The 22,028-nt window shown below is 71.1% G+C and carries 23 protein-coding genes; 5 read left to right on the forward strand and 18 right to left on the reverse strand.

Features of this window, described 5'->3' with window-relative positions; all coding sequences use genetic code 11:
- Positions 1 to 232 precede the first annotated feature (232 nt).
- The 5 genes from ACZ3HQ_RS28795 to ACZ3HQ_RS28815 all read right to left on the reverse strand — a co-directional run bounded on the left by ACZ3HQ_RS28795 (position 233) and on the right by ACZ3HQ_RS28815 (position 5,330).
- Positions 233 to 832 (reverse strand): imidazolonepropionase-like domain-containing protein, encoded by a 600-nt coding sequence (locus tag ACZ3HQ_RS28795; protein ID WP_467515370.1) that lies wholly within the window; start codon positions 830 to 832, stop codon positions 233 to 235.
- A gap of 7 nt (positions 833 to 839) precedes the next feature.
- Positions 840 to 2,054: a cyclic dehypoxanthinyl futalosine synthase gene (gene mqnC, locus ACZ3HQ_RS28800; RefSeq protein WP_350905555.1), complete on the reverse strand. Its 1,215-nt coding sequence runs from the start codon at positions 2,052 to 2,054 to the stop codon at positions 840 to 842.
- Between the two features lie 94 nt (positions 2,055 to 2,148).
- A complete protein-coding gene (locus tag ACZ3HQ_RS28805; RefSeq protein WP_467515372.1) occupies positions 2,149 to 2,865 on the reverse strand; it encodes a prepilin peptidase in 717 nt (238 codons plus the stop codon).
- Positions 2,858 to 4,426, reverse strand: coding sequence for a serine/threonine-protein kinase (locus tag ACZ3HQ_RS28810; protein WP_467515374.1), 1,569 nt, complete (start codon positions 4,424 to 4,426; stop codon positions 2,858 to 2,860). Before ACZ3HQ_RS28810 ends, ACZ3HQ_RS28805 begins: the two co-directional genes overlap by 8 nt.
- 55 nt (positions 4,427 to 4,481) lie before the next feature.
- The gene (locus tag ACZ3HQ_RS28815; protein WP_467515376.1) at positions 4,482 to 5,330 is read right to left on the reverse strand and encodes a menaquinone biosynthetic enzyme MqnA/MqnD family protein; all 849 of its coding nucleotides are present in this window, start codon (positions 5,328 to 5,330) and stop codon (positions 4,482 to 4,484) included.
- A gap of 285 nt (positions 5,331 to 5,615) precedes the next feature.
- On the opposite strand from ACZ3HQ_RS28815, the gene ACZ3HQ_RS28820 reads away from it, so the two are divergent.
- Complete coding sequence (locus tag ACZ3HQ_RS28820; protein ID WP_030813734.1) at positions 5,616 to 5,819, forward strand: cold-shock protein; 204 nt, start codon at positions 5,616 to 5,618, stop codon at positions 5,817 to 5,819.
- A 219-nt stretch (positions 5,820 to 6,038) separates the two neighbouring features.
- Positions 6,039 to 6,710, forward strand: a complete 672-nt coding sequence (locus tag ACZ3HQ_RS28825) for a class I SAM-dependent DNA methyltransferase (RefSeq protein WP_467515378.1) — start codon at positions 6,039 to 6,041, stop codon at positions 6,708 to 6,710.
- 142 nt (positions 6,711 to 6,852) lie between these two features.
- Here ACZ3HQ_RS28825 and ACZ3HQ_RS28830 read toward each other — a convergent pair whose 3' ends face one another.
- From ACZ3HQ_RS28830 to ACZ3HQ_RS28865, 8 genes are all read right to left on the reverse strand, one after another.
- On the reverse strand, positions 6,853 to 8,817 hold the full coding sequence (locus ACZ3HQ_RS28830) for an AMP-dependent synthetase/ligase (RefSeq protein ID WP_467515380.1): 1,965 nt from the start codon (positions 8,815 to 8,817) through the stop codon (positions 6,853 to 6,855).
- Positions 8,818 to 9,079: 262 nt separating this feature from the next.
- Positions 9,080 to 9,367: a DUF4229 domain-containing protein gene (locus tag ACZ3HQ_RS28835; protein WP_467515382.1), complete on the reverse strand. Its 288-nt coding sequence runs from the start codon at positions 9,365 to 9,367 to the stop codon at positions 9,080 to 9,082.
- Between the two features lie 94 nt (positions 9,368 to 9,461).
- Entirely contained in the window at positions 9,462 to 9,986 is a 525-nt protein-coding gene (locus tag ACZ3HQ_RS28840; RefSeq protein ID WP_467515384.1) for a GNAT family N-acetyltransferase, read from the reverse strand.
- 42 nt (positions 9,987 to 10,028) lie between these two features.
- Entirely contained in the window at positions 10,029 to 11,192 is a 1,164-nt protein-coding gene (gene mqnE / locus ACZ3HQ_RS28845) for an aminofutalosine synthase MqnE (RefSeq protein WP_031183153.1), read from the reverse strand.
- A gap of 62 nt (positions 11,193 to 11,254) precedes the next feature.
- Positions 11,255 to 11,710 carry an Lrp/AsnC family transcriptional regulator gene (locus tag ACZ3HQ_RS28850; protein WP_018543802.1) on the reverse strand — a complete coding sequence of 152 codons (456 nt, stop codon included), beginning with the start codon at positions 11,708 to 11,710 and terminating at the stop codon, positions 11,255 to 11,257.
- 50 nt (positions 11,711 to 11,760) lie between these two features.
- Positions 11,761 to 12,411, reverse strand: a complete 651-nt coding sequence (locus tag ACZ3HQ_RS28855; protein ID WP_467515387.1) for a UbiX family flavin prenyltransferase — start codon at positions 12,409 to 12,411, stop codon at positions 11,761 to 11,763.
- Positions 12,412 to 12,498: 87 nt separating this feature from the next.
- Positions 12,499 to 13,398 carry a menaquinone biosynthesis prenyltransferase MqnP gene (gene mqnP, locus ACZ3HQ_RS28860; RefSeq protein ID WP_467515389.1) on the reverse strand — a complete coding sequence of 300 codons (900 nt, stop codon included), beginning with the start codon at positions 13,396 to 13,398 and terminating at the stop codon, positions 12,499 to 12,501.
- Entirely contained in the window at positions 13,395 to 14,852 is a 1,458-nt protein-coding gene (locus ACZ3HQ_RS28865; protein ID WP_467515391.1) for a menaquinone biosynthesis decarboxylase, read from the reverse strand. Before ACZ3HQ_RS28865 ends, mqnP begins: the two co-directional genes overlap by 4 nt.
- Positions 14,853 to 14,927: 75 nt before the next feature.
- Here ACZ3HQ_RS28865 and ACZ3HQ_RS28870 point away from each other — a divergent pair, with 75 nt between their 5' ends.
- The 3 genes from ACZ3HQ_RS28870 to ACZ3HQ_RS28880 all read left to right on the forward strand — a co-directional run bounded on the left by ACZ3HQ_RS28870 (position 14,928) and on the right by ACZ3HQ_RS28880 (position 17,327).
- A complete protein-coding gene (locus ACZ3HQ_RS28870) occupies positions 14,928 to 15,203 on the forward strand; it encodes a PLD nuclease N-terminal domain-containing protein (RefSeq protein WP_161188087.1) in 276 nt (91 codons plus the stop codon).
- 132 nt (positions 15,204 to 15,335) lie between these two features.
- Entirely contained in the window at positions 15,336 to 15,785 is a 450-nt protein-coding gene (locus tag ACZ3HQ_RS28875; protein ID WP_467515393.1) for a nucleoside deaminase, read from the forward strand.
- A 147-nt stretch (positions 15,786 to 15,932) separates the two neighbouring features.
- Positions 15,933 to 17,327 (forward strand): condensation domain-containing protein, encoded by a 1,395-nt coding sequence (locus ACZ3HQ_RS28880; protein WP_467515394.1) that lies wholly within the window; start codon positions 15,933 to 15,935, stop codon positions 17,325 to 17,327.
- Positions 17,328 to 17,343: 16 nt separating this feature from the next.
- Here ACZ3HQ_RS28880 and ACZ3HQ_RS28885 read toward each other — a convergent pair whose 3' ends face one another.
- From ACZ3HQ_RS28885 to ACZ3HQ_RS28905, 5 genes are read right to left on the reverse strand one after another with little or no spacing between them, the layout of a single operon-like run.
- A complete protein-coding gene (locus tag ACZ3HQ_RS28885; protein WP_467515396.1) occupies positions 17,344 to 17,748 on the reverse strand; it encodes an SRPBCC family protein in 405 nt (134 codons plus the stop codon).
- A 25-nt stretch (positions 17,749 to 17,773) separates the two neighbouring features.
- Positions 17,774 to 18,874 (reverse strand): c-type cytochrome biogenesis protein CcsB, encoded by a 1,101-nt coding sequence (gene ccsB, locus ACZ3HQ_RS28890; protein WP_467515398.1) that lies wholly within the window; start codon positions 18,872 to 18,874, stop codon positions 17,774 to 17,776.
- Positions 18,871 to 20,562, reverse strand: a complete 1,692-nt coding sequence (gene resB / locus ACZ3HQ_RS28895) for a cytochrome c biogenesis protein ResB (RefSeq protein ID WP_467515400.1) — start codon at positions 20,560 to 20,562, stop codon at positions 18,871 to 18,873. The genes ccsB and resB overlap by 4 nt, the downstream gene beginning before the upstream one ends.
- A 3-nt stretch (positions 20,563 to 20,565) precedes the next feature.
- A complete protein-coding gene (locus tag ACZ3HQ_RS28900) occupies positions 20,566 to 21,339 on the reverse strand; it encodes a cytochrome c biogenesis CcdA family protein (protein ID WP_343237884.1) in 774 nt (257 codons plus the stop codon).
- A gap of 1 nt (position 21,340) precedes the next feature.
- Positions 21,341 to 21,931: a TlpA family protein disulfide reductase gene (locus ACZ3HQ_RS28905; protein WP_467515403.1), complete on the reverse strand. Its 591-nt coding sequence runs from the start codon at positions 21,929 to 21,931 to the stop codon at positions 21,341 to 21,343.
- Between the last annotated feature and the right edge of the window lie 97 nt (positions 21,932 to 22,028).

Here is a 22,028-nt window from a genome sequence, read left to right on the forward strand (position 1 = left end):
CGGGCTTGTCATCCCACGGGGGGCCCCCCGGTTATTTGGCCGGGCCGGTTTGCGGGGGGGGGGGGGGGGGGGGGGGGGCCGGGGGGGGGGGCCCGCGCCGGGGGGTGTCCGTCCTCGGTCCGGCGACTTGCGTTTCTACGATGCGTTGAACTTGCCTTTTCGCCGGCCGCTGCGGGCGGACACCCCCCGGCACGTCCCCTCGCCGCCGTACCCGGCTTTCCCGCCGTGCTCGTCAGCGGCGGCGGTAGACCATACGGCCCTCGATCACCGTCGCCACGCAGGTGCCTGCGCCTCGGGTCACCAGTTCCTCGCGCGACGCCACGTCGAATACCGCGAAGCGGGCCGCTCCCGACCGTGCCAGAGGTGGCAGGAGGATCAGGGGGCGGGGGGAGAGGGACGGGGGGCCCGGCAGGCGGGGTGGGCGTTGGCCCACTGCCAAGCCCGCTCTGCGTACTACGTCCGCCACCGTGCGGGTGCGTAGCTCTCCGGCCACTGCCACCGTTCCGTGCGCCAGCATGCGTTGTACGCCCCTGCGCGCGCTCGCGCCCAAGCGGGAAGGGTCGCTGCGGAAGATCGCCTGGGCTCGCTCGCCTGTGATCGGGTCCGTGCCCAGCGTGTCTGCCTCGCGGGGGTCCGGGTGGTACGTCGACTCCAGGAGTTCTGGGGCGTAGGGGTTGAGGAGGCCCGGGGTGAGGATGCCGGGCCATCTGCGTACGCGTGCTTGGGGGGCTGCTGCGGTCAGGGTTTCGTACGGGGCTACGGCCGCCACCGTTGCCCCGTCCACCAGGACCGCTGTCTCCGGGGAGTTGTCCGCTACGTGAAGTGTCAGCACTTTGGGGTCAGTTGGAGGCGATCAGCTTCAGTTCGGGGTGGGCCGTGCCGCCCTCGATCGCCGTCGAGGAGATGTGGGAGACCACCCGGTCGTCCACCGGGTCGTTCGCCGGGTCGTCGTGCACCACCAGGTGCTCGTACGTCGTCGCGCGCTGCGCGGGCGTGCGGCCCGCCTTGCGGATCAGGTCGATGATCTCCATGCGGTTGCTGCGGTGCTTGGCGCCCGCCGAGGAGACCACGTTCTCCTCCAGCATGATCGAGCCCAGGTCGTCCGCGCCGTAGTGCAGCGAGAGCTGGCCCACCTCCTTGCCCGTCGTCAGCCACGAGCCCTGGATGTGCTGGACGTTGTCCATGAACAGGCGGGCGATCGCGATCATGCGCAGGTACTCGAAGAGCGTCGCCTGCGTGCGGCCCTTCAGGTGGTTGTTCTCGGGCTGGTAGGTGTACGGGATGAAGGCCCGGAAACCGCCCGTACGGTCCTGCACGTCCCGGATCATGCGCAGGTGCTCGATGCGCTCGGCGTTCGTCTCGCCCGTGCCCATCAGCATCGTGGACGTCGACTCCACGCCCAGGTTGTGCGCCGTCTCCATGATCTCCAGCCAGCGCTCGCCGCTCTCCTTCAGCGGGGCGATCGCCTTGCGCGGGCGGGCCGGCAGCAGCTCGGCGCCGGCGCCCGCGAAGGAGTCCAGGCCCGCCTGGTGGATGCGGGTGATGGCCTCCTCCACCGAGACCTTGGAGATCCGGGCCATGTGCTCGACCTCGGACGCGCCGAGGGAGTGGATGACCAACTGGGGGAACGCGTCCTTGATCGCCTTGAAGTGCGACTCGTAGTACTCGACGCCGTAGTCCGGGTGGTGGCCGCCCTGGAACATGATCTGGGTGCCGCCCAGTTCGACCGTCTCCGCGCAGCGGCGCAGGATGTCGTCCAGGTCGCGGGTCCAGCCCTTCTTGGTGTCCTTCGGGGCCGCGTAGAAGGCGCAGAACTTGCACGCCGTGACGCACACGTTCGTGTAGTTGATGTTGCGCTCGATGATGTACGTGGCGATGTGCTCGGTGCCCGCGTACTTGCGGCGCCGCACCGCGTCCGCCGCCGCGCCGAGCGCGTGCAGGGGGGCGTCGCGGTACAGGACGAGCGCTTCCTCGGGCGTGATGCGTCCGCCCGCTGCGGCTCGGTCCAGCACGGCTGCGACATCCAAAGAAGCGAGTTCGGCCTTCTCGGTCACCGGGCGTCCCTTTCGTCAAGGGTTGTGGACGGACCCCGTCAGCCTACGCCAGCGTCCTGGATCACCCGACTTCAGGCCGCGAGGGGGCACTCCCTCAGGAGGCGTACGCGCCCGCCAGCACGCCCAGCAACGTCCCCGTCAGGAGGAAGGGGCCGAAGGGGATGGCCGACTTGCGGGTGGCTCGGCGGGTGAGGAGGAGGGACAGGCCGTAGAGGGCGCCTGTGGTGAAGGTGGCGAACGTGCCGAGCATCAGGGTCGGCCAGCCGTACCAGCCCAGGGCCGCGCCCAGCGCCGGGGCCAGTTTCACGTCTCCGAAGCCCATGCCGGAGGGGTTCAGGAGGTGGAGGGCCAGGTAGACCGCGCCCAGGGTCAGGGCTCCGTAGAGCGCCGTGCGGTACGTGCCCGTGTGGTCGGGGAGCCTCGTCGCCAGGGCCAGCAACGCCAGTACCGCGGGGGTGAGGGGGAGGGTCAGGGGGTCCGGGAGGCGGTGTACGCGGAGGTCCACTGTCGTCAGGAGGATTGCCACCGGGGTCAGGGTCAGCCAGGCCGCCAGTTCCGGGCGGGGGCCCGTCGCCAGGGCCAGCAGGGCGCAGATCGTGGCCGTGAGGAGGGGGAGGGTGGCCGAGGTTCGGCGGGGGCACTTCGGGCATGGTGTCGTGCCCAGCCAGCCGGGCAATGGGTGGTCCGCCTCGCATGTTGCCCGCCACGGGGTGCCCTGCGGGGTCGTGAAGCGGTACGCGGCTCTGGGGAGCAGGGCGCCTGTCAGGGCGCCCCACAGAGCCGCCAGCGCCACGGGGAGGACGTCAGTCATCCGGCTTCACCTTGGACAGGCGGGCCTCGGGGTTGCCCTCCGCCGTGGCGGTGGAGGTGTAGGTGAGGTCGTCTCCGGTGGGGGTCAGGCGGATCTCGTGCGGGGCGGGGTCGCAGCCCTTGTGGTTGGTCTTCGCTCCGGTGGACGTGGCCAGCAGGCGGGTGGAGTTCACTTGCTTCAGGGTGAGGATGTCTACGCAGATTCCGTCCAGTTGGTCCGTCTGGCGCACGTTGCCCAGCTCCTTGCCGACCTTCGCCTGGTGGACCGTGACGCGGAAGGTGCCCATGGGGAGCGCGCCGTCCAGGGCGGTGGCCCTGCCCTCCCAGGTGCCCAGGTAGCGGGCCGGGATCGCGCCCGCGCGGTCGGCCGGGGCGGAGGGGGTCGGGGCGGCGCCGCCCGCCGTGTCGTTGCCGTCGCCGGAGCCGGGGTGCAGCCACGTCGTGACGCCCAGGGAGACCGCCGCCAGCGCGCCCGCCACCGCGAGCGCCACCGTGCAGCTCACCCGGCGCCCGCGTCCCCGCTCCCCCGGTGCCGAGGTCGCCGCCAGGCTGACGCTCACCTTGCCGGGGGCCGTCTCCGGAACCGGGGTCATCGGCGGGGCCGGGCCGAACTCCCCCGGCACCGCGGGGCTGCTGAAGTCCACCGGGCCCGAGGGCGCGTCGGCGGGCGCCTCCAGGTTGAGGATCTGGACCGCGCTCCGGCTGACCTGCTCGACCAGGGGGCCGGGGAGCCAGCCGCCGGTCATCAGCAAGGCGGCGCCCTGCGGGGCGAGGCGGTGGGCGAGGTCGGCCGGAGCGGGGCGCCGGGCGGGGTCCTTGGCCAGGCAGGCGGCGGCCAACACGCGCAACTCGCCGTCCAGCGGGCCGAGTTCCGGTTCCTCGTGGACCACCTTGTAGAGCAGCGCCGCCGAGGAGTCGCCGGGGAAGGGCGGGGTGCCGGTCGCCGCGTAGGCCAGGACCGCGCCCAGGGAGAAGACGTCCGCCGCGCCGGTGACAGGGGCGCCGAGTATCTGTTCGGGGGCCATGTAGCCGGGCGAGCCGACCGAGGCGCCGGTCGCGGTGAGGGAGGCGGTGCCGGTGGTGGCGCGGGCGATGCCGAAGTCGATCAGCAGCGGGCCGTCCAGGGTGAGCAGCACGTTGGAGGGCTTCACGTCCCGGTGGACGAGGTCCAGCGCGTGCACGGTGGCCAGCGCCTCGGCGAGGCCGGCGCCCAGCGCCCGCACGGTGCGGTCGGGCAGCGGGCCGTGGGCGGTGACGGCCTGGGCGAGGGAGGGGCCCGCCGCGTACGCCGTGGCGGCCCAGGGGACCGGGGCGTCCGGGTCGGCGTCCAGCACGGGCGCGGTCCAGGCGCCGCCCACCCGGCGCGCGGCCGCCACCTCGCGGCGGAAGCGCGCCCGGAACTCCTCGTCCAGCGCATACTGCGGGTGGACGATCTTCACGGCGACGGTCCGGCCGCCCGCGCTGCGGCCCAGGTAGACCCGGCCCATGCCGCCGGAGCCGAGCCGGCCCAGCAGCCGGTACGGGCCGACGGCGGCCGGTTCGTCCGCTCCGAGCGGCTGCATGGCGACCCCTCCTCCGCGGGCTCCCCCGTAAAGCCGCGCCCTCGCAGCGTAGTGATTACGCCCCGAGCAGTTCCACCTTCACGTCGGCCGGGAAGCCGGTCGTGGGGCCGACGCGGCGGGCGAACTCCGCGACCGCCTCCAGTTGCGCGGGGCCGAAGGAGAAGTCGAGGGTGGTGAAGTACTGCTCCAGGGTCGCCTCGTCGAACGCCTCCCAGCGGGCGGCCTGCTCGGCGACCTTGCCGACCTCCTCCAGGGAGACGTTGCGGGAGGCGAGGAACGCCTCGTGCACCTTGCGGGTGATCTCCGGCTCGCGTTCGGCGTAATCGCGCCGCGCGGCCCACACCGCGAAGACGAACGGCAGGCCCGTCCACTCCTTCCACAGCGCGCCCAGGTCGTGGACCTGGAGGCCGTAGCGCGGCGCGTCGAGCAGGTTGGCCCGCAGGGCGGCGTCGCCGATGAGGACGGCGGCGTCCGCCTCCTGCATCATCAGGCTCAGGTCGGGCGGGCAGGTGTAGTACTCCGGCCGCACCCCGTACCGCTCGGCCAGCAGCAACTGGGCCAGCCGGACCGAGGTCCGCGAGGTGGAGCCGAGGGCGACCCGCGCGCCGTCGAGCTCGTCCAGCGGCACCTGCGAGACGATCACGCAGGACATCACCGGGCCGTCGCAGCCCACCGCGATGTCGGGGAAAGCGACCAGGTCACCGGCGTTGCGCAGGAATTCCACGAGCGTGATGGGGCCGATGTCCAGATCACCGCGCACGAGCTGCTCGCTGAGCTTCTCCGGGGTGTCCTTGGTCAGCTCGAAGTCGAGGAGCGTGCCGGTTCTCGCGAGCCCCCAGTAGAGGGGCAGGCAGTTGAGGAACTGGATGTGGCCGACGCGCGGCCGGGTGCGAGAATTGTCCACATCGCGAGACTAGACCCCTTGCGATACGTAGCCCCGACCGGCCCGTCGTGTGCGCCTCCGGCGGAGGGTTCAAACATTCGGGTGACGTGATCTTGACCTCTATTGCTTTCCGGTGCCCGCGTGCTAGGCTCGCCGCAAGTTGCAGTTTGGTTTCCCTTGCAGTACAGAGCCTGCGGAGCATGTGACCGCGGGCTCTCGTCGTTTTCAGATGAATGCAGTTGTGCAGCACCGTTCGCACTTGCAGGTTCTGGAGCAGGGCAACCCTTTTGGGCCCAAGGAGGGCTTATGGCTACCGGAACCGTTAAGTGGTTCAACGCCGAAAAGGGCTTTGGCTTCATCGCCCAGGAGGGCGGCGGCCCCGACGTCTTCGTTCACTACTCCGCGATCAACGCCACCGGCTTCCGCTCCCTCGAGGAGAACCAGCAGGTGAACTTCGACGTGACCCAGGGCCCGAAGGGTCCGCAGGCGGAGAACGTCACCCCCGTCTGATCACTGCCTGATCGCAGAACCTGAGTGCAGTACCCAAGGAGCCCCACGCCTTCCGGCGACGGGGCTCCTGCCTTTTCGCCGTGACGTTCCCATGAATTCCGGACGAATTCCGCGCCCCGCCCGCCGCGCTTTGATCACCGGGGGCCCCGCCATTCCGGTCCCCGAGTCCTCACCCGAACGGCCGCGGGGAAGTCCCCGGAACCCCTAGGGTCGCTCCCCATGACCGACTCCTCCGCCTCCCCCGACTTCCTCGCCGCGACCCGGACGTTCTACGACGCGATCGCCGAGGAGTACTCCGATCATTTCCGCCGGGCGCATCTCGACCAGCCCTTCGACCGGGCCCTGCTGAAGGTCTTCGCGGAGCTGGTGGGCGCGGGCGCGGCGGTGGCCGATCTGGGGTGCGGGCCGGGCCGGGTCACCGGGTTCCTCGCCGCCGAGGGACTCGACGTGTTCGGGCTCGACCTCTCCCCCGCCATGCTGGCGATCGCCCGCCGCGAGAACCCCGGCCTGCGCTTCGAACAGGGCTCCATGCTGGAGCTGGACCTCCCCGACGCGGGGCTCGCCGGGGTCGTGTCCTGGTACTCCAGCATCCACACCCCGCTGGAGCGACTGCCCGCGCTGTTCGCCGAGTTCCGCCGTGTGCTGGCGCCGGGCGGGCATCTGCTGCTGGCCTTCCAGGCGGGCGAGGAACCCCGGCGCCACGACCGGCCCTGGGGGCATCCGGTCACCCTCGACTTCCTGCGCCGCGACCCAGAACGCATGGCCGCGCTGCTGGAGGAGGCCGGCTTCGCCCTCACCTCCCGCACGGTACGCGCGCCCGGTCCCACCGAGCCCGTCCCGCAGGCGTATCTGCTGGCCCAGGTGAGCCCGGATCAGGGGGTGTCTTGTTGATCAGGCCGGATCAGGGAGCGGCGTCTGGTGCCGTGCATCGCAAGGCGGAGGAGGGAGTCGATGCGGAGCATCGGGGACCGACGACAACGCGGCGAGGTGCGGTGCCAGGCGTCGCGAGCCCGGCGTGATCGACAAGACACCCCTAAGGCCCGGTGACCTGACCCGACCCCTCGTACAGACCCTCCACCGCGTCCGCGTGGTCCCGGAGGATGCGGGCGCGGCGGAGTTTCATGGACGGGGTGAGGTGACCGGTGTGCTCGGTGAAGTCGCCGGGCAGGACGGTGAAGCGGCGGATGGACTCGGGGCGGGAGACGAGCTGGTTGGCCTGCTCGATCGCGTCCCACAGCACGGCGTTCAAATTTGCGTCTCCGACGAGGAGTTCCGGCGGCACCGGGTGCTTGCCGTTCATCTGGCGCCAGTGGTGGACGCCGTCCGGGTCCAGGGTGATGAGGGCGCCGATGTAGGGGCGGCCGTCGCCGACGAGGAGGCAGTGGGAGATCAGGGGGTGCTGGCGCAGCCAGTTCTCCAGCGGGGCCGGGGCCACCGACTTGCCGCCCGCCGTGATCAGCAGCTCCTTCTTGCGGCCGGTGATGGTGAGGTAGCCGTCGTCGTCCAGCTCGCCCAGGTCGCCGGTGGCGAGCCAGCCGTCGCGGGTCGCGGGGACGACACCGCCCGCCTGCTGGTCCCAGTAGCCGCGCAGGACGTGGTCGCCGGAGATCAGGATCTCGCCGTCGGCCGCGATCCGGAGCCGGGTGCCGGGCAGCGGCCAGCCGACGGTGCCGAGGCGGGGCTTGAGGGGCGGGGTGACCGTGGTGGCGGCGGTGGACTCGGTGAGGCCGTATCCCTCGAAGATCTCGATGCCGGCGCCCGCGAAGAACGCGGCCAGGCGGCGGCCGAGGGGGGAGCCGCCGCAGATGGCGTAGCGGACCTTGCCGCCCATGGCGGCGCGCAGCTTGCGGTAGGCGAGCGGGTCGTAGAGCGAACGGCTGGCCTTCAGGGCCGCGTTGGGGCCGCTGCCGGTGCCGGCCCGGCGGGCCTCCAGCGCCTCGCCGTAGCGCACGGCGGTGGCGGCGGCCCGGTCGAAGGCGGCGGCCTTGCCGCTCGACTCGGCCTTCGCGCGGGCGGTGTTGTACACCTTCTCCAGCATGTACGGGATGGTCAGCAGACAGGTCGGCCGGAACGCGGCCAGGTCCGGCAGCAGATGCTCGGGCTTGAGGCTGGGGGCGTGGCCGAGGCGTACCCGGGCCCGGACGCAGGCGATGGCGACCATGCGGCCGAAGACGTGGGACATCGGCAGGAACAGCAGCACCGACGCCTCCTCCCCGGTCGTCGCCTTGAACACCGGGTGCAGGAGTTCGATGGCGTTGTCGACCTCGGCGAAGAAGTTGCCGTGCGAGAGGGCGCAGCCCTTGGGGCGGCCGGTGGTGCCGGAGGTGTAGATCAGGGTGGCGAGCGTGTCCGGGCCGAGCATGCCCCGGCGTACGGCGACCTCACCGTCCGGTGTGCCCGCGCCGGCCTCGGCGAGCAGCTCCACATGCCCCTCGTCGATGACCCAGACGTGCCGCAGCGCGGGGAGCTGGGCCAGCTCGGGCGCGAGCGCGGCGCCCTGGGCGGTGGTCTCGGTGATCAGGGCGACGGCGCCGGAGTCCTGGAGTATCCAGCGGGTCTGGTAGACCGAGGAGGTCGGGTAGACGGGCACGGTGACCAGGCCGGCCGCCCACGCGGCGAAGTCCAGCAGGGTCCACTCGTACCGGGTGCGGGCCATGACGGCGATCCGCTCGCCCGGCATCAGCCCCTCCGAGACCAGGCCGCGCGCCACCGCCAGCACCTCGGCGGCGAACTGCCCGGCCGTCACGTCCTCCCACTCGCCGGCGGCGTTCTTGCGGCCGAGCACCACCGCGCCGGGCGCCTTCTCGGCGTTGTCGAAGGGCAGGTCGGCCAGCGAGCCGTGGGTGACCGGGGGCGCGAGGGGGGGCACCGCCACTTCCCGCACGGCCCCGTCCAGGCGCCGGATCTCCGGCTCCACCAGCACCGGGCGGCCGTCGTAGTCGAGGGCCGAGACGAGCGGGGCGGGTGAGACGGGGGCGTTGGGGTACGGGGCGGTCACGGGCGGCTCCTGGGACGTGCAGCGGCGTACTGCTTGCTGCATGACATACGCGCCCCGCGCACCGGGGCGTTCAGGGCGGCCGTCCGTCGCACCGGTGCGCCGCCGTCAGGCTGGCGATCGTACGAGGCACCTGTGGTGACCCTGTGCACACCGGGCGGTGGTCCGGCACCGGGTGTGTGCAGTCCCGGAGATTTCGTGAGGGATGTTCCGCTTCGGGGACGGGGCCAGGAGGCCCAGGCCGCGTCAAAAAGCCCAGGCCGCGTCAGGAAGCCCGGCTCGGCGCCTCGGACGCGTCCTCCTGGCTGCGGTTGGCGTCCAGGTTGGCCTTCATCCGCTCCACCCGGCCGGCCACCTGGACCGAGGCCCGCTCGCGCTCCTTGCGCAGCACCACCCAACTGATGGGCGCCGAGAGGATCATGGCGAGCAGCACGATCCAGAAGAGGTTGGAGGCGCCGAACCCGCGCGGGAAGATCCCGGAGTAGACGGCTCCCCAGGCGACCACGAGGCAGCCGGCGAAGACGCCGAGGCGCATCAGCGTGTAGCGGAGCATCTCAATCCACTCTTCCGTGTCGTTACGGTCCCAAAGACGTGCACCGTCCAGTGAAGCACGCGCCCTACCCGATCTTGGCGCGGGGTGGGCGGGCTCAGCGCAGGGTCAGCAGCATGGTGACGTCGTCGCGGTGGTCGCCCGGCGCGACCCGGATGGCGTCCGGCACCCGGCCCACCTCGCGGTAGCCGCAGGAGGCGTAGAAGCGCTCCAGGCCGAGCCCGCCCCGGCAGGCCAGCCGTATCGCGTCGATGCCGTCGATGCCGCGGGCGGCGTCGGCGGCGGCCGCCAGCAGGTCGCGGCCGTAACCCCGGCCCTGGTACTTGGGGTGGACCATCACCGTGTACAGCCAGAGCCAGTGGCCCATCAGGCGGTGGGAGTTGAAGGTGAGAAAGGCGGTCGCGGAGACCCGGCCCTCGTTGTCATAGCCGACCAGCAGCCTGCTGTGCCCCTGCGCGAGCCGGGCCAGTGAGCGGACCAGCTCGGGGCGTATGTCCTCGCGGGTGGCGGGCGCCACGAAGCCGACGGCGCCGCCCGCGTTGGTGACGTCCGCCCACAGGTCGAGCAGGCCGTCGCGCAGCTCGGGGGTGACGGCGGGGTCCAGGGTGAAGGTAAGAGACACGGGGCCAAGGTAACCATTACCCCGGCCCCGGCTCAACGTACTTCAGACGCGCATCGCCTGCGGGGTCTCACGGCGCAGCGGGTCCGGGCCCTCGTACTCGCGGATGATCTCGTACCGGGTGTTCCGCTCCACCGGGCGGAAGCCCGCGTCGCGGATCAGGTCGAGCAGGTCCTCGCGGGTCAGCTTGTTCGGCGTGCCGTAGTTGTCCGCGTCGTGCGTGATCTTGTACTCGACGACCGAGCCGTCCATGTCGTCCGCGCCGTGCTGGAGGGCGAGCTGGGCGGTCTGCACACCGTGCATCACCCAGAACACCTTCACATGCGGCACGTTGTCGAACAGCAGTCGGGAGACGGCGAACGTCTTCAGCGCCTCGGCGCCGGTCGCCATCTGGGTGCGCGCCTGGAGGCGGTTGCGGACCTTGCCGTCCTTCATGTCCACGAAGTCGTGCTGGTAGCGCAGCGGGATGAAGACCTGGAAACCGCCGGTCTCGTCCTGGAGTTCGCGCAGCCGCAGCACGTGGTCCACCCGGTGCCGGGGCTCCTCGATGTGCCCGTACAGCATGGTGCAGGGGGTCTTGAGACCCTTCTCGTGCGCCAGGCGGTGGATACGGGACCAGTCCTCCCAGTGCGTGCGGTGGTCCACGATGTGCTGGCGGACCTCCCAGTCGAAGATCTCGGCGCCGCCGCCGGTCAGCGACTCAAGCCCCGCGTCGATGAGTTCGTCGAGGATCTCGGAGGCCGAGAGACCCGAGATCGTCTCGAAGTGGTGGATCTCGGTGGCCGTGAACGCCTTCAGCGAGACGTTCGGCAGCGCGGCCTTCAGCTCCCGCAGCGAGCGCGGGTAGTAGCGCCACGGCAGGTTCGGGTGCAGGCCGTTGACGATGTGCAGCTCGGTGAGGTTCTCCGACTCCATCGCCGTGGCCAGCTTCACGGCCTCCTCGATGCGCATCGTGTACGCGTCCTTCTCGCCCGGCTTGCGCTGGAACGAGCAGTAGGCGCAGGACGCCGTGCACACGTTGGTCATGTTGAGGTGGCGGTTGACGTTGAAGTGGACCACGTCACCGTTCAGCCGCGTCCGCACCTCGTGGGCGAGGCCGCCGAGCCACGCCAGGTCGTCCGACTCGTAGAGCGCGATGCCGTCCTCACGGGTCAGCCGCTCACCGGAGCGGACCTTGTCCTCCAGCTCGCGCTTGAGTCCGACGTCCATACCCACACCTTTCCACGACAACCTGACCAACCGTACTCCCCCGAAACCGCGTTCCGGCGCGGCTACACCTCTTCGGGCAGCTCCCCCACCCGGTTCTCCCACTTGGTGGAGAGCACGATCGTGGTGCGGGTGCGGGAGACGCCCTTGGTGCCGCTCAGCCGGCGGATCGTCTTCTCCAGACCGTCCACGTCGGAGGAGCGGACCTTGAGCATGAAGGAGTCGTCACCGGCGATGAACCAGCAGTCCTCGATCTCGGTGAGGTCCTTCAGCCTGCGGGCCACGTCCTCGTGGTCGGCGGCGTCGGACAGCGAGATGCCGATCAGCGCGGTGACACCCAGGCCCAGCGAGGCCGCGTCCACCGTGGCGCGGTAACCGGTGATGACCCCGGCCGCCTCCAGCCGGTTGATGCGGTCGGTGACGCTGGGTCCCGACAGGCCGACGAGGCGCCCCAGCTCCGCGTACGAGGCCCGGCCGTTCTCCCTCAGGGCCTGGATGAGCTGCCTGTCCACCGCGTCCATGCGATCGAAGCCTTCCGATGTGAAATTCGCCGTAGTGATGTGAGGTACCGCTACTTGTCCCGCGCGCCGCCGCCCAGCTCGCCCTTCCAGCGCCGGTACAGGCCGTGCTCCACGCCCGCCGCGTCCAGCACCCGGCCGGCGACGAAGTCCACCAGGTCCTGGATGTGGGTGGCGCCCGCGTAGAAGGCGGGCGAGGCGGGGACCACGCTCGCCCCGGCGTCGTCCAGCGCGACGAGCTGGCGCAGGGTCTGCCCGTTCAGCGGGGTCTCGCGCACCGCCACCACCAGCGGCCTGCGCTCCTTCAGCGTCACGCTCGCCGCCCGCTGGAGCAGGTCCTTGGACAGGCCCAGGGCCACCCCCGCGACGCAGGCGGTGGACGCCGGCACGATCAGCATGCCCTTGACCGGGTACGACCCCGAGGACGGCCCCGCCGCGAGGTCGCCCGCGTTCCAGTACCGCACCCCGCCGAGGGCCGGCGCGAAGGTGTCGGGCTTGCCGTCGGCGCCGCGCGCCAGCCAGTCGCGCAGGTCCTCGCGCCAGTGGGCGTCCCGGAACGAGATCCCCGTCTCGTCCAGCAGCGTCAGCCGCGAGGCCCGGCTGACCACCAGGTCGACGTCCTCCCCGGCGTCCAGCAGCGCCCGCAGCACCGCCGCCGCGTAGGGCGTCCCGGAAGCTCCCGAAACCCCCACGATCCAAGGCACGCGCTGCGTTTGTCCTGCGTTCACACCTTGAGAGTACCGGCGCGCCGCACGGTGCTCAGGCCGGGTGGGCATTGGGGGGGTGTCTTGTCAGACCGTCAGCCCCCGCACGAGCAGATCGAGCAGCGCGCACACGAACAGGGCGATCCCGATGAACCCGTTGACTTGGAAGAACGCCCGGTTCAGGCGGGACAGGTCGTGCGGGCGCACGATGCGGTGCTCGTACACGAAGGCCGAGCCCACGATGACCAGGCCCAGCCAGAAGAACGGGCCCGCGTGGGTGAGGACGGCGTACCAGGCGAAGAGGGCCATCGTGAGGGTGTGGCAGGCGCGCGCGCCCCAGATCGCGGCCGGGATGCCGAAGCGGGCCGGGACCGATTTCACGCCGACCTCGCGGTCGGTCTCCACGTCCTGGCAGGCGTAGATCAGGTCGAAGCCGCCGATCCAGATGCCGACCGCGAGACCCAGGATCACCGCGTCCCAGGACCAGGTGCCGGAGATCGCCAGCCAGCCGCCGACCGGGCCCATCGCCTGCGCGATACCGAGGATGGCCTGCGGGAAGTTGGTGAACCGCTTGCCGTACGGATAGACCACCATCGGGATCACCGCGATCGGCGCCAGCGCCAGGCACAGCGGGTTCAGCAGCGCGGCCGCGCCGAGGAAGACCACCAGCGCGACCAGCGCGCCGGTCCAGGCGTGCCGTACCGACATCGCGCCGGTGACCAGCTCGCGGTGGGCGGTGCGGGGGTTACGGGCGTCGATCTCGCGGTCGATGATCCGGTTGACCGCCATGGCGAAGGTGCGCAGGCCCACCATGCAGACGGTGACCAGCAGCAGCCGCGCCCAGTGGATGTTCTTGTCCCACTGGTACATGGCGGTGAGCGAGGCGATGTACGCGAAGGGCAGCGCGAAGACCGAGTGCTCGATCATCACCAGGCGCAGAAAGGCCTTGGTGCGCCCCGGCTGCGGGACGGCGGCGGCGGTGCTCACAGTCCGTACTCCTTCCAGCGCCGGTCGACCAGCGCCGCCGTGGCGGGGTCGGACAGGACCATCTCCGGCCAGCCCCCGTCCCTCGTGTAGCCCTCCTCGGGCAGCTTCTTCGTGGCGTCGATGCCCGCCTTGCCGCCCCAGAACTGCTGGTAGGAGGCGTGGTCGAGATGGTCGACGGGGCCCTCGGCGACCACCAGGTCACGGGCGTAGTCGGTGTTGCCCAGCGCCCGCCAGGCGACCTCGTGCAGGTCGTGCACGTCGCAGTCGGAGTCGACGACCACGATCAGCTTGGTCAGGGACATCATGTGTGCCCCCCAGATCGCGGACATCACCTTCTGCGCGTGCTTCGGGTACTTCTTGTCGATCGAGACGATCGCGCAGTTGTGGAAGCCGCCGGCCTCGGGGAGGTGGTAGTCCACGATGTCCGGGACGATGATCTTCAGCAGCGGCAGGAAGAAGCGTTCCGTGGCCCGGCCGAGCGGCCCGTCCTCGGTGGGCGGGCGTCCGACCACGATGGACTGGAGCAGCGGCCGCTTCCGCATCGTCACGCAGTCGATCTTCAGCGCGGGGAACGGCTCCTGCGGGGTGTAGAACCCGGTGTGGTCGCCGAAGGGCCCCTCGGGCAGCATCTCGCCCGGCTCCAGCCAGCCCTCGATGACGACCTCGGCGTTGGCCGGGACCTGGAGCGGGACGGTCTTGCAGTCGACCATCTCGATCCGCTTGCCCGCGATGAACCCGGCGAAGAGGTACTCGTCGATGTCGCCGGGCAGCGGCGCGGTGGAGGCGTAGGTGACGGCGGGCGGGCAGCCGAAGGCGATGGCGACCGGCAGCCGCTCGCCCCGGCGGGCGGCGACCGCGTAGTGGTTCCGGCTGTCCTTGTGGATCTGCCAGTGCATGCCGATGGTGCGCTTGTCGTGCCGCTGGAGCCGGTACAGGCCGAGGTTGCGGACGCCGGTGTCGGGGTCCTTGGTGTGGGTGAGCCCGAGGTTGAAGAAGGAGCCGCCGTCCTTGGGCCAGGTGAACAGGGCCGGGAGCGCGTCCAGGTCCACGTCGTCACCGGTGAGGACGACCTCCTGGACGGGCGCGTGGTCGCCCTTGACCTTCTTCGGCGGTACGTGCGCCATCGCGCCGAGCTTGCCGAACGCCTCGCGGACGCCGACGAAGCCGTGCGGCAGCTCGGGCCGCAGCAGCCCGCCGATCTTGTCGGAGATCTCCGCGTACGACTTGAGCCCGAGCGCCTTGAGGAGGCGGCGGTCGGTGCCGAAGACGTTCATCGCCAGGGGCATCGCGGAGCCCTTGACGTTCTCGAAGAGCAGCGCCGGTCCGCCGGCCTTCTGTACGCGGTCGACGATCTCACCGACCTCCAGGTATGGGTCGACCTCGGCCTTGATGCGCTTGAGGTCTCCCTCGCGCTCCAGCGCCCGCAGCAGGGAGCGAAGATCGTCGTAAGCCATGTGTCCCAGTATCGGCCACCGGCTACGCTGGCCCGGTCACCGGGGCCGTCCACACCGTGGGGAGATCGCGCGACCATGCTCAGGTATCTGCCGTTGCTGCTGGTCCTGGCCCTGTGGATCTACGCGTTCGTGGACTGTCTCAACACCCCCGAGGACGAGGTCCGCCACCTGCCGAAGGTGGCCTGGGTGTTCATCGTGCTGCTCTTCGGCGAGGTCCTGATCGGCCCGCTGGCCTGGCTGATCACCGGCAAGGTCCGCCAGGCGGCCGGTCCCGCCCCGACCTGGGTGGCCCCCGACGACAACCCGGACTTCCTGCGCTCCCTGAAGAAGGACGAGCCGGAGGCGGAGTGACCCGGCGGGCGGCGCGGGTCAGTCGCCCCGGAGGGGCGCATCGGCTGATGGGGAGCCGGACGAGTACGGGGAAGCTGCTGCTGCGCGTGTAGCCGCGTTTGGCCCCTGCGGCGGTACGGGGACAGTGCCCCCATGGATCTGGAGCTGGCGCGGGACTGGCTGCGCACCGCCGCCGAAGAGGCGCGGGCGGGGCATGCGGAGGGCGGCATCCCGATCGGGGCCGCGCTGTACGGCCCCGAGGGTGAGGTGCTCGGGCGGGGGCGCAACCGGCGGGTGCAGGACGGGGACCCGGCGACGCACGCGGAGACGGCGGCGTTCCGGGACGCGGGGCGGCGGCGGTCGTACCGGGGGACGACGATGGTGACCACGCTGTCGCCGTGCTGGTACTGCTCCGGGCTGGTGCGGCAGTTCGGGATCTCGCGGGTCGTCGTCGGAGAGGCGGGGACCTTCAGCGGCGGGCACGCGTGGCTGGCCGCGCACGGGGTGGAGGTCGTGCTGCTGGACGATCCCGAATGCGCCGCGCTGATGCGGGAGTTCGCGGCGCGGAACCCCGAGCTGTGGAACGAGGACATCGGGGCCTGAAAGAGCGCCGGCGGCGCACGGTCACGCGTTCGGCCCGCCATCCGTTCCGCTGAAAAGCCCCGCGCGGGCATGTCTCCACCGCGTGCGACGGCATTCCCTTGACGGGGGCCCCACCACACCGGGGTCCCCTTCTGCGATCGGAGACGCGTGCGAATCACTGACATCCAGCGCTGCGAGGTCCGGCCGGGGCGGCTCGTCGAGTGGACGCTGAGTCCGGCGACCGTCGCCACGGCGCACGCCTTGCCGGAGGACTCCCGCCCGCCCGCCTACATCCAGGAGTCGCACATCCGCACGGCCCGGCACGTCCGCGAGGACGGCCTGTTCGTGCCGACCTGGCTCGGCACCTCCTTCGACCTGGCCGGACCGGTCGACCTCGATGTACTCGAGGAGTCCCTGCGGGCCTGGACGGTCCGGCACGAGACGCTGCGCAGCGGCTTCCGCTGGGCCGGTGAGGACGGGGACGAGCTGCGCCGCTTCACCCTGGACGCCGGGGACGTCACCCTGCACCGGGAGGCGGGGGGCGACTTCACCGACGCGGCCGCGCTGACCGCGCGTCTCCAGTCCCGCTTCGACACGGTCGCGGACGCGCTGCGCTGGCCCAACCTGATCTACGCGGCGGTGGTCCGGGACGACTCGGCCACCGTCTTCCTCGCCTTCGACCACAGCAATGTGGACGCCTACTCGCTGCACGGCATCCCGGCCGAGATCGAGGAGCTGTACACGGCGGGCCTCCAGGGTCGCGGGCCGGTGGTGCGGACCCCGGCCGCCAGTTACGTGGACTTCTGCGAGATCGAGCGGGCGGACGCCGACCAACTGGACGGCGGGCACGCGACGGTGGCCCGCTGGCGGGAGTTCATCCGCCGCTGCGACGGCACGCTGCCCTCGTTCCCGGTGGAGCTGGGCGTGGAGCCGGGCGGCCCGCTGCCGCGCCAGCGGATGATCTGCGAGCCGCTGGTGGACGCGGAGGCGGCGGCCGCCTTCGAGGCGTACTGCCGGCCGTACGGGGGCAGCCTGGTCGGGCTGCTGGCGGCGACCGCGCTGATCGTGCAGGAGCTGGGCGAGCAGTCGGTGTACCGGACGGTGGTGCCGTTCCACACGCGGGTGAAGTCGCAGTGGAGCGAGTCGGTGGGCTGGTTCGTGGGCGGCGCCCCCATCGAGGTGCCGCTGGAGCACGCCCCCGACCTGACCGCCACCCTGCGGGCGGTGCGCGCGCAGCTCCAGGCCAACCGCACCCTGGCCCGCATGCCGCTGGCCCGCGTGCTGAGCCTGCTCGGCGCGGACTTCCGGCCCACGTCCCCGGACCTGTACTCGATCGTCTCCTTCGTCGACACCCGCGGCATCCCCGGCGCCGCCCGCTGGGCCGAGCAGAACGCGCACGCCCTGCTCCGGGTCTCCTACGGCGACCAGGTCTGCGTCTGGGTCAACCGCCTCCACGACGGTCTCTGGCTGGCCAGCCGCTACCCGGACACGGACGTGGCCGCCAAGAACATGGGCCTGTACGTGGAGCGCCTGCGGGACCTGATGTCGGCGCTGCCGGCCTGAGCGGGGGCGGGGCCGGCTAGCCCATCTGTTCGATCAGACGTTCGAAGCGGGTGCGCCACTCCGTCTCCGAGGCGCCCTCGCCCTGGTACTCGTGGGTGAAGCGGAGGGTGCTGCCCCGCTCGCCGTCGCGTTCGAGGTGGAAGCGGAGGCGGCCGCCGCCCTCGACGGTGTACTCCGCGACCCGGTCCACGTCCCAGGCGGTGACCCGCCCGGCGCCCAGGTCGCGCAGCGCGACCATGCCGTCCAGCCGGGGTTCGAGCACGTCGACCGGGGTGCACCAGGCGGACAGGCCCTCGGCGTCGGCCACCGCGGGCCAGACCTCCTCCATGGGCTTCGGCAGCCGCACGAGGAAGTGCCGGATGTGCGTGTTGCCGTGCGTCTGGCTCATGCTGCGCTCGATGGGGTCGATGGAACCGCACATGCCCCCAGTCTCTACGACCCCGCGCTCACACGCCCGCGTACGAGTGCTTGCCGCTGACGAAGATGTTGACGCCGTAGTAGTTGAACAGCCAGCAGCCGAAGGCGATCAACGCCAGGTAGGCGGCCTTGCGGCCCTTCCAGCCGGCCGTGGCGCGGGCGTGCAGGTAGCAGGCGTAGGCGACCCAGGTGATGAAGGACCAGGTCTCCTTGGGGTCCCAGTTCCAGTACCGGCCCCAGGCGTCGCCCGCCCAGATCGCGCCCGCGATGATCGTGAACGTCCACAGCGGGAAGACGGCCGCGTTGACCCGGTAGGCGAACTTGTCCAGCGAGGCCGAGGCGGGCAGCCGCTCCAGCACCGAGCGGGCGAAGGTGCCCGGCGTGCCGCCGTTCTCCAGCTTGTTCTCGTAGGAGTCCTTGAAGAGGTACAGGATCGTGGCCATCGCGCCCACGTAGAACACCGCGCCGCAGAAGATCGCGGTGGAGACGTGGATGTACAGCCAGTACGAGTGCAGCGCCGGGACGAGCTGGTCGCTGGCGGTGTAGAGCACGGTGACGGCGAGGCCGAGGTCCAGCAGGACCGTGGTGATCAGGAACAGGCCGAGCCAGCGCACGTTCTTCTTGAGCGCGAGCAGGCCCAGGTACACGCCGACCGCGACCGTGGAGAAGGTCAGGTTGAACTCGTACATGTTGCCCCAGGGGGCACGCTGCACGGAGGCCGCGCGGGCGACCACACCGGCCAGCTCCACCAGGAAGGCGAGCACGGTCAGGGAGATCGCGATCCGGCCGTACATGTCGCCCTGGACGTCACCGCCGTGGGCGCCGGGCCCGTCGGGCACGTCACGGCTACCGGCGGCGGCGCGTACGACGACCTGTGGGCGCTCCAGCACGGTGGTGCCGCCCGCCTGCTTCACGGTGACGGCCGGAGCGCTCCGGGCCGGCTTGGCCTCGGCGGTGAGGGCGGCGGCCGTGCGGCCGACCTTGCTGCGGCTGCCGAAGAGCCACTCGGCGATGTAGGCGAAGAAGGCCAGCGTGTACACGGCCATCGAGGAGTAGACCAGCGTGTTGCTGATGCTGGCCAGATGCTCGTTGGTCGCGGCGGCGAGGTCGGTTGCGGCGGCGAGAGTCACTGCTCAGCCCCTTCGGCAGGTACGGCGTGGGATGCGTCTTCGTGGGTGCCGGGGGCGCCCGGCGCGCGGTCGTACAGGGTTCCGGCGAGGTCGCCCAGTTCCTCGGGGACCTTGGCGGACTCGCTGCGGCCGAGCCCGGCCATCTCGACCACCGTGACCCCGTCGGCGCCGCGCACGGCCCGCACCCAGACCCGGCGGCGCTGGATGAAGAGGGACGCGGCGAGGCCGAGGATGGCGGCGATCGCGCCGCCCAGTGCCCAGGCGCCGCCCGGCTCCTGGACGATCTGGAAGCCGGCCCATTCCTTGACGTCCTTCTCGAACGTGACGGTGCCGGCGCCGTCGGGCAGCTTCATGGTCTGCCCGGGCTTCAGGTTGGCCCGGAGCTGCTTGCCGTCGGCGTCCTCGAAGCCCTTCATGTGCTTCTTGTCGAGCTGGTACACGCTCTGCGGCAGACCCGAGTTAACGCCCAGGTCGCCGTGGTACGGCTCCAGGTTGAGCACCGGGTTGAGCAGCGCGGGGAACTGGGAGAGGACGTCGGCGCCGCCGCCGTAGGTCGGCAGGAAGAAGGCGCGGATGCCGAGCTGGTCGTACCGGCCCTTGGCGTCGTGGTAGCCGTCCATGACCTTGATGACGCCCTGCGAGGTGACATTGCCGTCCAGCGGGAGCAGCGGCACCGCGTCCTTGTAGACGACGTTGCCCTTGCCGTCGCGGACGGTGATGACGGGCGCGTAGCCGTGGCTGACCAGGTAGACCTTGGAGTCCTCGATCTTCAGCGGCTGGTTGACCTGGACCGTCTTGGAGCGGCTCTTGCCATCCGCGCCCTCGGTGTAGTCGATCTTCGCCTCGAAGGTGCGCGGGGTGCCGCGGTTGGGGCCGGACAGCTCGTAGGTGCCCTTGAAGTCCTTGAGGTCGAAGCTGAACGGCACGAGGTCGTCGTTGCGGAACAGGCTGCCGGACTTGAAGTCGTCGTACATCGGCAGCGCGTTGGAGAAGCCGTCGCCCTCGACCACCAGCTTGGTGCCGTCGGACTTGAACAACTGGCCCGAGGCGAAGGCGATCAGCAGCACGATCAGCGCGATGTGGAAGGCCAGGTTGCCCAGCTCGCGCAGGTACCCCTTCTCGGCGGCGACCGCGTCCCCGGCGGTGTGGGCGCGGAAGCGGCGCTTCTTCAGCAGGGCGAGCGCGTCCGCCCGTACCTGCTCGGGGTCGGCGGTGGTGCGCCAGGTGGTGTACGCGGGCAGCCGGTCCAGCCGGCGGGGGGCGCCCGGCGGGCGGCCGCGGAGCTGGCCGACGAACTGCCAGGTGCGCGGGACGATGCAGCCGATGAGGGAGACGAACAGCAGGATGTAGATCGCGGAGAACCACACCGAGCTGTACACGTGGAACAGCCCGAGCTTGTCGTAGACCGGCGCCAGTGTGGTGTGGGCCGCCCGGAACGCCTCGACCTTGCTCGCGTCCGCGCCGGTCTGCGGGATCAGCGAGCCGGGGATCGCGCCCAGGGAGAGCATCAGGAGCAGCAGCAGCGCGACCCGCATGGAGGTGAGCTGCCGCCAGAACCAGCGGGCCCAGCCGATGACGCCGAGGCCCGGCAGGGCGCCGGTGTCCTCCTGGGGCGCGGTGGAGAGCTGCTGCCCGGCCGCGCCGAGACCCTCCTGGTCCCGACTCTGCTCGGTTTCGGTGTCGCTCATCGTTCAGATCCCCACAGAGAAGCCGTCGGACCAGGTCTGCATCTCCTGCACCAGGCTGTCCCAGGCCCCGGTCAGCAGGAGCACGCCGGTCACGATCATCATCGTGCCGCCGGCGCGCATCACCCAGACATAGTGGCGTTTGACCCAGCCGAAGGCGCCGAGCGCCTTGCGGAAGGCGATCGCGGTGAGCACGAAGGGCACGCCGAGCCCGAGGCAGTACGCGACGGTCAGTATCGCGCCCCGGCCCGCGCTCGCCTGCTGGGAGGAGAGGGCGACGACGGAGGCGAGGGTCGGGCCGATGCAGGGCGTCCAGCCGATCCCGAAGAGCGCGCCGAGCACCGGCGCGCCGATCAGGCCGGTCGCGGGGCGCTTGTGGAAGCGGAACTCGCGCTGGGTCAGCCAGGGCATCAGGCCCATGAAGAAGATGCCGAGCAGGATCATCAGGACGCCCAGGACATGGGTGAGCACGTCCTTGTAGCCCTGGAGCGTCTGCCCGAAGTACCCGAACAGGGCGCCGCCGGAGACGAACACCACGGTGAAGCCGAGTACGAAGAGGGAGGCACCGGCGGTCATCCGGCCGCGCCGGGCGTCGGCCAGGTCGGTGCCGGTGACGCCGGTCACGTAGGAGAGGTAGCCGGGGACCAGCGGGAGCACGCAGGGCGAGAAGAAGGAGACCAGACCGCCCAGCACCGCGACGGGCAGGGCGAGCAGCAGGGCGCCGTTGAGCACGGTCTCGTTCCGGCTCGTCACGGCGGCGAGCGTCAGCAGGGCGCTCACGTCACTTCTCCGCGAGGACCGGCTTGAGCATCTTCAGCAGGGCCGTGTCGTCGAGCGCCTCCAGCGCACGCGCGGCGACCTTCCCGTCCCGGTCCAGGACCAGTGTGGACGGGATGAGCTGCGGGTTGAGCGTGCCCTTGGGGAAGCGGAGCATCAGCTTGCCGGTCGGGTCGTACAGGCTCGGGTACGTGATCCCGTTGGCCTTCTCGAAGGCGAGGGCCGGGGTGGTGCTGGTGTCGCGGGTGTTGATCCCGACGAACTGCACTCCGTTGCCGGCGTACGCCTTGGAGACCTTGGAGAAGTACTTGGCCTCCTCCCGGCACGGTCCGCACCAGGAGCCCCAGACGTTGAGGACGACGACCTTGCCCTTGTAGTCGGCGACGTCGAGGGTCTTGCCGTCGATCGTCCTGCCGGACAGGGCGGGGGCTTCGGCGCGCTCGCTCTTCGCGGCGGTGTCTATGCCGTTGTGGCCGGTGACGAAGTTGGTGTCGCCGCCACCGCCGGAGGTCCCGCCGCTGCCGCACGCGGACAGGGTCAGGGCCGCGGCGGCGGCCACGGCACCGAGCAGGGCGGCGCGGCTACGGGTACTCATGTGAAAAGTTTCGCATGGCGGTTCCGCCGGTTTCGCCCGCCCCCCTACCGGCCCGAAAAGTGCCTTTCAGGGGGCATTTACACCGGGCATTACGGAC

This window comes from Streptomyces sp. NPDC018263 (assembly GCF_055562575.1).

Excerpts from the sequence above, each read along its gene's own strand:
- ACZ3HQ_RS28870 (WP_161188087.1), top strand. The coding sequence starts at position 14,928 with ATGCTCAGGTATCTGCCGTTGCTGCTGGTCCTGGCCCTGTGGATCTAC.
- ACZ3HQ_RS28825 (WP_467515378.1), top strand. The coding sequence starts at position 6,039 with ATGACCGACTCCTCCGCCTCCCCCGACTTCCTCGCCGCGACCCGGACG.
- ACZ3HQ_RS28865 (WP_467515391.1), bottom strand. The coding sequence starts at position 14,852 with ATGGCTTACGACGATCTTCGCTCCCTGCTGCGGGCGCTGGAGCGCGAG.
- ACZ3HQ_RS28820 (WP_030813734.1), top strand. The coding sequence starts at position 5,616 with ATGGCTACCGGAACCGTTAAGTGGTTCAACGCCGAAAAGGGCTTTGGC.
- ACZ3HQ_RS28850 (WP_018543802.1), bottom strand. The coding sequence starts at position 11,710 with ATGGACGCGGTGGACAGGCAGCTCATCCAGGCCCTGAGGGAGAACGGC.
- ACZ3HQ_RS28885 (WP_467515396.1), bottom strand. The coding sequence starts at position 17,748 with ATGTGCGGTTCCATCGACCCCATCGAGCGCAGCATGAGCCAGACGCAC.
- ACZ3HQ_RS28905 (WP_467515403.1), bottom strand. The coding sequence starts at position 21,931 with ATGAGTACCCGTAGCCGCGCCGCCCTGCTCGGTGCCGTGGCCGCCGCC.
- resB (WP_467515400.1), bottom strand. The coding sequence starts at position 20,562 with ATGAGCGACACCGAAACCGAGCAGAGTCGGGACCAGGAGGGTCTCGGC.
- ACZ3HQ_RS28810 (WP_467515374.1), bottom strand. The coding sequence starts at position 4,426 with ATGCAGCCGCTCGGAGCGGACGAACCGGCCGCCGTCGGCCCGTACCGG.
- ACZ3HQ_RS28835 (WP_467515382.1), bottom strand. The coding sequence starts at position 9,367 with ATGCTCCGCTACACGCTGATGCGCCTCGGCGTCTTCGCCGGCTGCCTC.
- mqnE (WP_031183153.1), bottom strand. The coding sequence starts at position 11,192 with ATGGACGTCGGACTCAAGCGCGAGCTGGAGGACAAGGTCCGCTCCGGT.
- ACZ3HQ_RS28805 (WP_467515372.1), bottom strand. The coding sequence starts at position 2,865 with ATGACTGACGTCCTCCCCGTGGCGCTGGCGGCTCTGTGGGGCGCCCTG.
- ACZ3HQ_RS28875 (WP_467515393.1), top strand. The coding sequence starts at position 15,336 with ATGGATCTGGAGCTGGCGCGGGACTGGCTGCGCACCGCCGCCGAAGAG.